The following is a 9,091-nucleotide window of genomic DNA, read 5'->3' on the forward strand; positions in this document are numbered from 1 at the left end:
GACCTGGACGGCCCGGGGGCGGCGTCACGACCGCCGGATCCGCAGCGGCGCGGCCGGGACCGCCTCGAGGTCGCCGGGCAGGGTCGCCTCCCCGTCCCAGGCGTCCGCCATGACTGCACGCAGCCGGCCCGCGGCGTCCTCGGGGGTGAGGTCACGCGCGGGCTCGGCGAACATCTCGTAGCCGACGAGATGCTTGCGGATCGTCGGCGAGCGCAGCAGCGGCGGATAGAAGTGGGCATGGAGCTGCCAGACCCCCTCGGGGGGGCGCCGTGACCGAGTCGCCCGACCAACGGCCCCCGCCGGATGCGGGCCCGGGGCGCCGTGCCAGCCCATCGAGAAGGGGAACGGATGGTCGAACAGGGCGTCGTAGCCGGCGAGCAGGCGGCCCAGCACGTCGGCCAGGCTGTCCCGTTGGGCCTGGTCGAGCGCGGCGAGCCGCTGCACGGGTCGGCGGGGCAGCAGCAGCGTCTCGAAGGGCCACACCGCCCAGAACGGCACGACGACGAGCCAGTCGGAGTCGTCGAGGACGATCCGCTCCGCGGCGCGCGTCTCGGTGCGGAGGTAGTCGAGTAGCAGGGAGCTGCCCGACTGGGCGAAGTGCTCCCGCTGGTGGGTGTCCTCGGCGGCGGCCTCGTCGGGCAGGGCGTCGCAGGCCCAGATCTGCCCGTGCGGATGCGGGTTGGAGGCGCCCATCGCGGTGCCGCGGTTTTCGAAGACCTGCACCCAGCGCCACCACTCGGACAGCTCGGCCTCCTGCGCCGCCCACGTGTCGACGACCGCCCTGACCTCGAAGGAGGACATGTCGACCAGTCCGCGGCCGTGGTGCGGGCCGAAGCAGACGACCCGGCAGGTCCCGTGCGCGGGGGCGCTGCGCAGGAGGCCGCCGGCGTCGACGCCGGCGCTGGCGCCAACGCCGAGGTCGCGGTCGGCGCCGGGCTGCGCGGGATCGCTTTCGGCGGGTCGCAGCGCCGGGAAGTCGTTGGTGAACACGTACGTGCCCCGATAGTCGGGGTTGCGAGCACCGCCCGCGCGCTCGTTGCCGGGGCACAGATGGCAGGCGGGATCGTGGGCGACGGCGGGAGGCGTCGCGGCCGTCTCCCGGCCGCCGTGCCAGGGGCGCCGAACCCGCCCCGGCGAGACCAGAACCCAGCGGCCGGTCAGTGGATTGAACCGCCGATGCGTGGTGTCGTCCATCGAGTCGACAGCCTGCCACGGCCGCGGCCGGGCCAGCCCCGTCCGGACCACCCCGGAAGATCCACCAGCGACCGTGACGGCGAGCGATCCGCACCGCCCGGTTACCTGACGCAGTGGCGCGATGACCCTAGGGTCAGAGGGTGGCGCCGCCGCGGCCCGGCCGCGACAACCCGCACGTGGGGCGATCCGGACAGGCGACGACCAGGCCCGTCGGCGCGTCGCGGCCGCCCGCCGCATGCAACGCGCATCACACCGCGCGCATCACACCGCGCGCATCACACCGCGGGCGGCACACCGCGGACGGCACAGCTCGGACGGCACAGCTCGGACGGCACAGTGCAGCACCTCGGAGGGGACGGGCAGGTCATGGATCGACGGATGCTGCTGCGCTCGGCGATGGCGGCGCTGGGCACCGCCGCGTTCTCCGGGGCCACCTGGCACGCGGCCCTGGCCGCCACCGCCCGGCCCGGGGTGGGGCCCTACGGGCCGCTGCGCCCACCGGACCGTTCCGGGGTGGCCCTTCCTGCCGGCTTCACCAGCCGGATCGTCGCCCGCTCGCACCTGCTCGTCGGCGCGACCGAGTACGTGTGGCACGACGCGCCGGACGGCGGGGCCTGCTTCCCCGGGCCCGGCGCCGGCTGGACCTACGTGTCGAACTCCGAGGTGATGCTGCACGGCGGCGCCTCGGCGCTGCGGTTCCGGGCCGACGGCTCGGTCGCCTCGGCGGGGCGCATCCTCGGCGGCACCACCGCCAACTGTGCCGGCGGGGCCACCTCGTGGGGGACGTGGCTGTCGTGCGAGGAGTTCTTCTCCGGCCGGGTGTACGAGGCATGGCCGGACGGGTCGCGCAAGGCCGTGGCGCGTCCCGCGCTGGGCCGCTTCGCCCACGAGGCGGCCGCCTGCGACCCCGACCATCGGGTGATCTACCTGACCGAGGACCGCAAGGACGGCTGCTTCTACCGGTTCCGCCCGGACCGCTGGGGCGATCTGTCCGCCGGCCGGTTGGAGGTGCTGGTAGCCGATGCGCATGCCGCCTCCGGGCCGGTGCGCTGGGAGCGGGTACGCGATCCGGACGGCTTCCCCCGGGCGACCCGCCGGCAGGTCCGCGCGGCCCGCCGGTTCAACGGCGGCGAAGGCTGCTGGTACGCCCACGGCGTCTGCTACCTGACCACCAAGGGCGACGACCGGGTGTGGGCGTACCGGGTGGACGCCGGGCGGATCGACCTGCTCTACGACGGGGCGAGCCAGCCCGACCCGCCGCCGCTCACCGGGGTGGACAACGTCGTCGGCGCACGCTCGGGCGACCTGTACGTGGCCGAGGACCACTCCCGTCCCGCCCTCGTGCTCATCACCCCGGACGGCGTGGTCGCGCCCTTCCTGCGGCTGCCGGACCACGACCGGTCCGAGATCACCGGCCCGGCCTTCAGCCCGGACGGCAGCCGGCTGTACTTCTCCTCCCAGCGTGGGGTGACGGGGCGCAGTCGCGGCGGCATCACGTTCGAGGTGACCGGCCCCTTCCGGAAGTGACCGGTCCTTCCAGAAGTGACCGGCCCTTCCGGAGGTGACCGGCCCTTCCGGAGGTGACCGGGCCCTTCGACCAAAAAGCTGAACCTGACTTCAGCTCCAGAGACGTAGGATCGCGGCCATGCTCCCCACCGACCTGTTGACCGTAGGCGAGCTGTCGCAGCGCAGCGGATTCGCGCCCTCGGCGCTGCGCTTCTACGAGCGGCAGGGGCTGATCGCCGCCACCCGCACCGCCGGCGGCCAGCGCCGGTACGAACGCCACGTGCTGCGCCGGCTGGCGTTCGTCCGGGCGGCCACCGCGATGGGTCTCAGCCTCGACGAGGTGGCGCAGGCGCTGGCGTCGCTGCCGGCGGCCCGCACCCCGACGAAGGCCGACTGGTCGGTCATCTCGCGGCGCTGGCGCACCCGGCTGGACGAGGAGATCGTAGCCCTGGAGGCCCTGCGCGACGGGCTCGACTCGTGCATCGGCTGCGGTTGCCTGTCGCTGCGCCGGTGCCGGATCTCCAATCCCGCCGACCGGATCGGCGCCCTGGGCCCGGGGGCCCGGGCACTGCCCGCGTCGCTGCGCGGCGCCGGGCGGATGCATCACGGCGGCCACCGCCCCCAGCCCGATTCCGACTGTGCCGACCCGGGCCCGAGCGGACCCGCCGCCACCGAGTCGGGGCCGGTCGGATAGACAGACGTGACGGCGAGTGGCGCGGCGGTCCGCATCCGCGCCGAGGCGAGCCGAAGCAGGGTCTGAGGAGGGGTTGTGGGGGACAGATACGGTGCGTTCCGGTCGAACGCCGGCTCCACGGAGCAGGTCGACGGCCACGGCCCATGGACTGGCGGTGAGCCGATCGCCGCGCTGCCCAGTCGGGTCAGCCACCGACCCGTCGAGGCGCCGCCCACCGGGCCCGGCTCGGTCCGCGTCCGTCGCCGCCGGCCGATGATCGTCGGGATTGGCGGCACCACCAGGGCCGACTCCACCACCCACCGGGCCCTCACGACGGTGCTCGCGACGATGGGCCAGGCCGGCGCCGAGACGGTCCAGTTCGGGTCCGCCGAGCTGGACCTGCCGATGTACGCGCCCGATCGCCCCGAGCGCTCCGCCCCGGCCCTGCGCCTGCTCGCCGCCGTGGAGCAGTCCGACGCCGTCGTGATCGCCACCCCCGGTTATCACGGCGGGATGTCCGGCCTGATCAAGAACGCGCTGGACTACCTGGAGGACCTGCGCGGCGCGCCGCGGCCGTACCTCGACGGGCGGGCGGTCGGTCTGATCGTCTGTGCCCAGGGCAACCAGGCGGCCGGAACGACACTGAGCGCGCTGCGCTCGTCCGTGCACGCCCTGCGTGGCTGGCCGACCCCACTGGGCGTGACGTTCAACACCGAGCATCCCCTCTTCGACGCCCACGGCCGGCTCGTCGACGCGGCCGCCGCGGCGGCACTCGAAACGCTCGCCGATCAGATCATGGGATTCACCTATGCCTGGTCCCAGGTGATCTGAACCGCCCCGCCGTCCCCATCACCGCGCCCACCGCCCACCGCCCGTCCCGGTGGCACCCGGGCCGCCCCGGTACGGTTCCGCACCGTGACGATCCCGCCACGACTCACCCTGACGTAGGAGCCCGGACTGGACGGGTCTACCGTGGCTTGCCCCGGCGGCGGGATGCGGGGCCCCGGCCCGGCCGGGTGGGCGGATGACGAGGAGACGACGTGCGACGACGGTACGGGCTGCGTGGGCTCGCCCGGACAGGTCTGGTCCGGGCGGGTCTGGCCGCCGCACTCGCGGCGACGCTCGCCGGGTGCGGCGGTGGTTCGGACGCCGGGTCGGGCGGCGCCGCGGCGTCCGACCCCGCCGCGAAGGGATCACCCGTCAAGCTGATGATCATCGCGCCGACGGGCACCGCCGGGACGAACTACCCCGAGATGGTGGCCTCCGCCCGCGCCGCCGTCCGCGGGGTCAACGCCCGCGGTGGGATCGGCGGGCACCCCGTCGAACTCGTCCACTGCAACGAGCGCAACGACGCCGCCAGCGCGAAGAAGTGCGCCCAGCAGGCCGTCGACACCGGCGTCCTCGCCGTCGTCAGCGAGGTCAGCGGCACCGGCGGGATCATGCCGATCCTGCAGAACGCGGGCATCCCGTCGATCGGATCGGCCGGGATCTCCGCCGACGGCTCCGAGCTCAGCTCCCCCGTCAGCTACGTCGTCAGTCCGCTGACGCTCTACCCGGCGGTCTGCCCGGCGCTGCTGGTGAAGGCGGGCGCGAGCCACCTCGGCCTGGTCGGCTACGACCTCAGCGCCAGCGACCGGCTGATCGTCATGGCCGAGGGCGGCGCGAAGGCGGTCAACCATCCGATCAACCCGAAGGTCCGCATCCCGATCACGACGAGCGACTTCACCCCGGCGATCTCCCAACTGTCCCGCTCCGGCGCCGACGGGGCCGTGCTGGTCGTCTTCGACCAGGCCGCCTACGCGGTGATCTCCAAGGCGGGCCAGCAGATTCGCACCTGCCACGCGGCGGGCACCCTGTCGCCGAAGTACCTGGCCACCCTCGGCCCCGCGGCGGACAAGCTCGTCGTCGCCACCGCCTTCCCGGAACTCAGCCAGGCCGCCCAGTTCCCCGAGGTCGCGCGGATGGTCGCCGAGCTCGACGCGGAGCAGGCCGCCGGGGACGCCGACGCCGCACCCGCCCTGCGCACGACGACGACCACCACCGGGGCGTGGCTGTCGGTGCAGATCGCCGAGAAGGTCGGCAACCAGGTGTCCGGGCCGCTGACGTCGAAGAACCTGCTCGCCCAGCTCAACCGGACCAAGAAGCTGGACCTGGGCGGCATCGTCCCGCCGCTGGACCTCACCGCGACCACCCCGATCCCCGGCGCGCAGCGGATCTTCAACACCACCCTGCGGGGTGCCCGCTGGGACAGCGTCTCGAAGTCGTTCGTCCCCCTCGGCCCCGAGACCTACAACGGCCTGGACATCCTGCGCCGCGCCGCCTCCTGACCCGATTCCCGGTGGGGTAGCGCGCCGATCGATCGGGAGCCACCGAGGCCGAGGCCGAGGCCGCCGGCCCCGCTCATCCGGCGTCGGCCAGCAGCGACCGCTGCCGCTGCGCTCGGGCCGCAAACTCGTTGAGCACCAGTTCCGCCGCCTGCTCGCCCCACAGCTTGCCCACCAGGCCCCGGTAGACGGAGAGTCTCGGCAGCTTGCTGTCCATCCGGAGGAGGATGGACAGCGGCCGCCGGCGCCACCAGCGCTGGATCCAGTCGATCGGCTGGGTCAGCAGCAGGGCTCCATAGCCGGTCACGGCAGTCGGGGCGGCGGCCGCGCTGACAACACTCTGGGTCAGGTTGAGCATGCTCGCCAGCGATACGATCTCGGCGTTCGGCCCGCTCGCCTCATTGAGGAGCACCTGGTATCTGTTCCGAAGCTTCGTGCGTTCTTTGATGGTGTCCGCCTTTTCCAACTCGGCCTTGAAGTCGGCGAAGTAGCGGCGGTAGCGGGCGAAGTCCTCGCGCACGCGCAGGAGTGCGACGGGCAGCTCGGCCGGTGTGGCCGCGAGATCGAGCACCAGGGCACTCACCGGAGGGATCGGGATGGTGGAGATCGCGGCCCACTCGGCGACCAGGTCACCCCCGGTGAGGGAGTCGTCCAGGGATTCGGCGACCTTTTCGTACAGCCGCATCGGCAAGGAGCGATAGACCTTCTGCAAACAGCCGGCGGTGAAGATTCCCCGTTCGCAGTCGGGGAAGTAGTCGAGCCCGTGCGCGGCGGCGACGATCAGGTATCCGTTGCTGCGGTACGCCCGTTCGCTGGCCACCGTCCCGGCGCTGGGGTAGGCGACGAGCCGGTCGACCTGGGCCACCAGGTCATCGAGGCTCGCGGGAGGGTCGCCGCCGCCGGCGAGCGGATCGTCGTCGATGCGGGGGGTGGGGTCGCGTCCGTCCGGCAGGATCGTCCTGGCCGCCAGCTCAGCGGGCATGCGCAGGAACAGTCTGCGCAGATCGGAGCCGGTGAGCGAGGGGCGCAACGTCCCGTAAAGCCCTTCCTGCTCGAGACGGTCGGTCAGCGGACTGCTGTGCCGGTTGACGGCTTCCAATGACTGCACGTCGTCCAGAAGGACCAGCGCCTCGCAGAGCGTGCACAGATCCATCAGTGACGTGAGACTCAGCGTTGCGGAACCGTCCAGCGCGGCCCCGGCATTGCGCACGAGGCTCTGGGTCACCAGCCCGCGGTTTGCCCGTGTGTCCGTCACACCGTGATTCTATGGTTACGTGGTGGACACGATGGACATGGCGGCGTTCAGCGGCGATGAGATGGACGCGGCCCGAGACCTGATCGCCGGCGGCCACCTCGCGGTGATCACGAGTGCACCCAGCGGTGAGCTCCGCTCCAGCAAATTGTCATGGCCGCGCGATGTCGCAGAATCCATCGGCGAATGCGCGGTGGTCCCGATCTCCTGTCTCGACAACACCGAATTCCGAAGGTATCCGCTGGCCGCAGGGCCGAAGGAGAGCATCCGCTTTCTGTGCGCCGCCGCCGACCCGCTGCCACCCGACCCCTTCCCCTACGAATCCGCACAACTGCGCAGGCACTACCGGGCCTTCCGTGAGCTGTGGCTCAACCCCCCCACCCAGGGCCCGGAGATCAGACTCTATACGGGGTCGGCAGGCAGTTCGCATGTAGTCGCTTTCTACCTGCAGCTTGGAGAACGTCTCGCCCAATTACATTCAAAGAATGTCCTCCATGGAGACGCCCACATCGGCAACTGGGGCGTGATCGGCGAAAGGGTGGTCGTGGGGGACAACCATGCCGCCTTCCTGTCCTGCCCCCCGTCGCCCGCGCAGTGTGCGACCGACATCTATCCCCTGCTGCCGGCACTCGACCCCAGGAAGTGGCGGGACTTCAGGCTCGGCTACGTCAGCACCTGGCAGGCGGGCCAGCGGGTGATCGACCAGATCCAGCTCGGCGACCGCACCGGATGGGCCATGGCCTTCCGCACCGCGAGATACGCCGAGTGCCTGGATCTGATCGTTGATCAGCTCCAGACGGAGACCGACGGGGCAATGCGCGTCCTGCTGATGGCGAACCTGGCGCTTGCGGCGAGCTGCGCCGGACGACACGAGGACGCGAAGCGATTCCACGCCGAGACCGTCGAGCTGGCCAGAACCCACGTCCCATATGCCGTGAAGTCGGTCGGTAGCACCGTCGATGGCGTGTTACACATCAGGCGGGGCGATCGTGCTGGCGCCATGGCCGCGTACCGGGACGTGGTGCCGGACCCGGAACACCTCGTCGCCCAGCTCAGTAAGAAGAACGCACAGATCCCCATCGTGAATCTGTGACCGGGGCTACTCTTCCGAGAAGGACCGAGGCCGCAAGGATCGGGGCGGCCGCCCCCGGCGGGTCGGCCAGCCGTCAGGCACGATCAGCAGCCTCGCCGCCGGACGCCCGGCCGCCGGTCAGGGAGATCGCCGGCCGGGAATCGGCGTCGGTCTCCCCGGCTCCTCGCGCCCCGGGCGACGCGGCGGCCGCCTCGGCCTCCTCGCCGAGGTAGGCCACCCGCACCCGTGGGTCGGCGGCCACCTGAGCCGGCGTTCCCTCGGCGATGAGCGCGCCGGCGTCGAGGACGACCACCCGGTCGCAGACGCTCATGATGACGTCCATGTCGTGCTCGTTGAGCAGGATGCCCAGCCCCCACTCGTCCGCGAGGCGACGCAGCAGGGCCGCGACCTCGGCGCTGGCGGACTCGTCCAGGCCGGCGCACGGCTCGTCGAGCAGCAGCACGGCCGGCCCGGCCGCGACGGCGCGGGCGATGGCCAGCAGCCGGCGGCGGCCGTAGGGCAGATCGGAGACGGTGCGCAGCAGATCCTCACGCAGCCCGAAGGCGTCGACGGCGGCGATGGCCGCGGCGGGCAGCGGCCGCGACCGCGGGAGCACCAGATCGGTGAGGTACGCGCGGGCGTCGCGGCGGTCGCTGGCCGCCTGGATGTTCTCCAGCACGGTGAGGTCGTCGAACAGCTCAAGGTTCTGGAACGACCGGCTGATGCCCGCGCGGGCCCGCCGGTGGGCGGGCAGCCGGTCGAGGCGGACCTCACCGAGCGTCATCGAGGTGACCGACGCCGAGGTGTAGCCGGTGATCGCGTCGATGACCGTCGTCTTGCCCGCGCCGTTCGGGCCGATCATCCCGACCACCTGGCCGGGAACGACCCGCAGGTCGACGGCGCGCACCGCGCGCACCGCGCCGAAGCTGACCGTCAATCCCCACACCGACAGCGCCGCCGGGGCAACCGCGCCGGCGAACCCGCGCCGCGGCGAGGCGGCGGCGACGGGTGCGGCTGACGCGAGAGCCGGAGCGAGCGCCGGGGCGGGCGCCGGGGCGTCGCCGGGGGGC

Annotated in this window: 8 protein-coding genes; 5 read left to right on the top strand and 3 right to left on the bottom strand. The window is 72.5% G+C overall.

Going from position 1 to position 9,091, the window contains the following annotated elements; all coding sequences use genetic code 11:
* Positions 1-24: 24 nt before the first annotated feature.
* Positions 25-1,245, bottom strand: a complete 1,221-nt coding sequence (locus ND748_RS18325) for a UDP-glucose--hexose-1-phosphate uridylyltransferase (protein WP_374215965.1) — start codon at positions 1,243-1,245, stop codon at positions 25-27.
* A 315-nt stretch (positions 1,246-1,560) separates the two neighbouring features.
* On the opposite strand from ND748_RS18325, the gene ND748_RS18330 reads away from it, so the two are divergent.
* From ND748_RS18330 to ND748_RS18345, 4 genes are all read left to right on the top strand, one after another.
* Positions 1,561-2,721, top strand: a complete 1,161-nt coding sequence (locus ND748_RS18330) for an alkaline phosphatase PhoX (RefSeq protein ID WP_251747075.1) — start codon at positions 1,561-1,563, stop codon at positions 2,719-2,721.
* 118 nt (positions 2,722-2,839) lie between these two features.
* Positions 2,840-3,394, top strand: coding sequence for a redox-sensitive transcriptional activator SoxR (soxR, locus tag ND748_RS18335; RefSeq protein ID WP_251747077.1), 555 nt, complete (start codon positions 2,840-2,842; stop codon positions 3,392-3,394).
* A 75-nt stretch (positions 3,395-3,469) separates the two neighbouring features.
* Positions 3,470-4,204: an NADPH-dependent FMN reductase gene (locus ND748_RS18340; protein ID WP_251747079.1), complete on the top strand. Its 735-nt coding sequence runs from the start codon at positions 3,470-3,472 to the stop codon at positions 4,202-4,204.
* A 209-nt stretch (positions 4,205-4,413) separates the two neighbouring features.
* On the top strand, positions 4,414-5,700 hold the full coding sequence (locus ND748_RS18345) for an ABC transporter substrate-binding protein (RefSeq protein WP_251747081.1): 1,287 nt from the start codon (positions 4,414-4,416) through the stop codon (positions 5,698-5,700).
* Between the two features lie 73 nt (positions 5,701-5,773).
* Here ND748_RS18345 and ND748_RS18350 read toward each other — a convergent pair whose 3' ends face one another.
* Positions 5,774-6,952 carry a hypothetical protein gene (locus ND748_RS18350; protein ID WP_251747083.1) on the bottom strand — a complete coding sequence of 393 codons (1,179 nt, stop codon included), beginning with the start codon at positions 6,950-6,952 and terminating at the stop codon, positions 5,774-5,776.
* 22 nt (positions 6,953-6,974) lie between these two features.
* Here ND748_RS18350 and ND748_RS18355 point away from each other — a divergent pair, with 22 nt between their 5' ends.
* Complete coding sequence (locus ND748_RS18355) at positions 6,975-8,042, top strand: hypothetical protein (protein WP_251747084.1); 1,068 nt, start codon at positions 6,975-6,977, stop codon at positions 8,040-8,042.
* Positions 8,043-8,115: 73 nt separating this feature from the next.
* Here the strand turns inward: ND748_RS18355 and ND748_RS18360 are convergent.
* Positions 8,116-9,091 (bottom strand): ABC transporter ATP-binding protein (locus ND748_RS18360; protein WP_251747086.1); only part of this gene is annotated, 976 nt, incomplete at its 5' end.

The sequence above is a fragment of the Frankia sp. AiPs1 genome, from assembly GCF_023716945.1.
Classification (GTDB): Bacteria; Actinomycetota; Actinomycetes; order Frankiales; family Frankiaceae; genus Frankia.

Coding starts and splice junctions, on each gene's coding strand:
- ND748_RS18330 (WP_251747075.1), top strand. CDS start 1,561: ATGGATCGACGGATGCTGCTGCGCTCGGCGATGGCGGCGCTGGGCACC.
- soxR (WP_251747077.1), top strand. CDS start 2,840: ATGCTCCCCACCGACCTGTTGACCGTAGGCGAGCTGTCGCAGCGCAGC.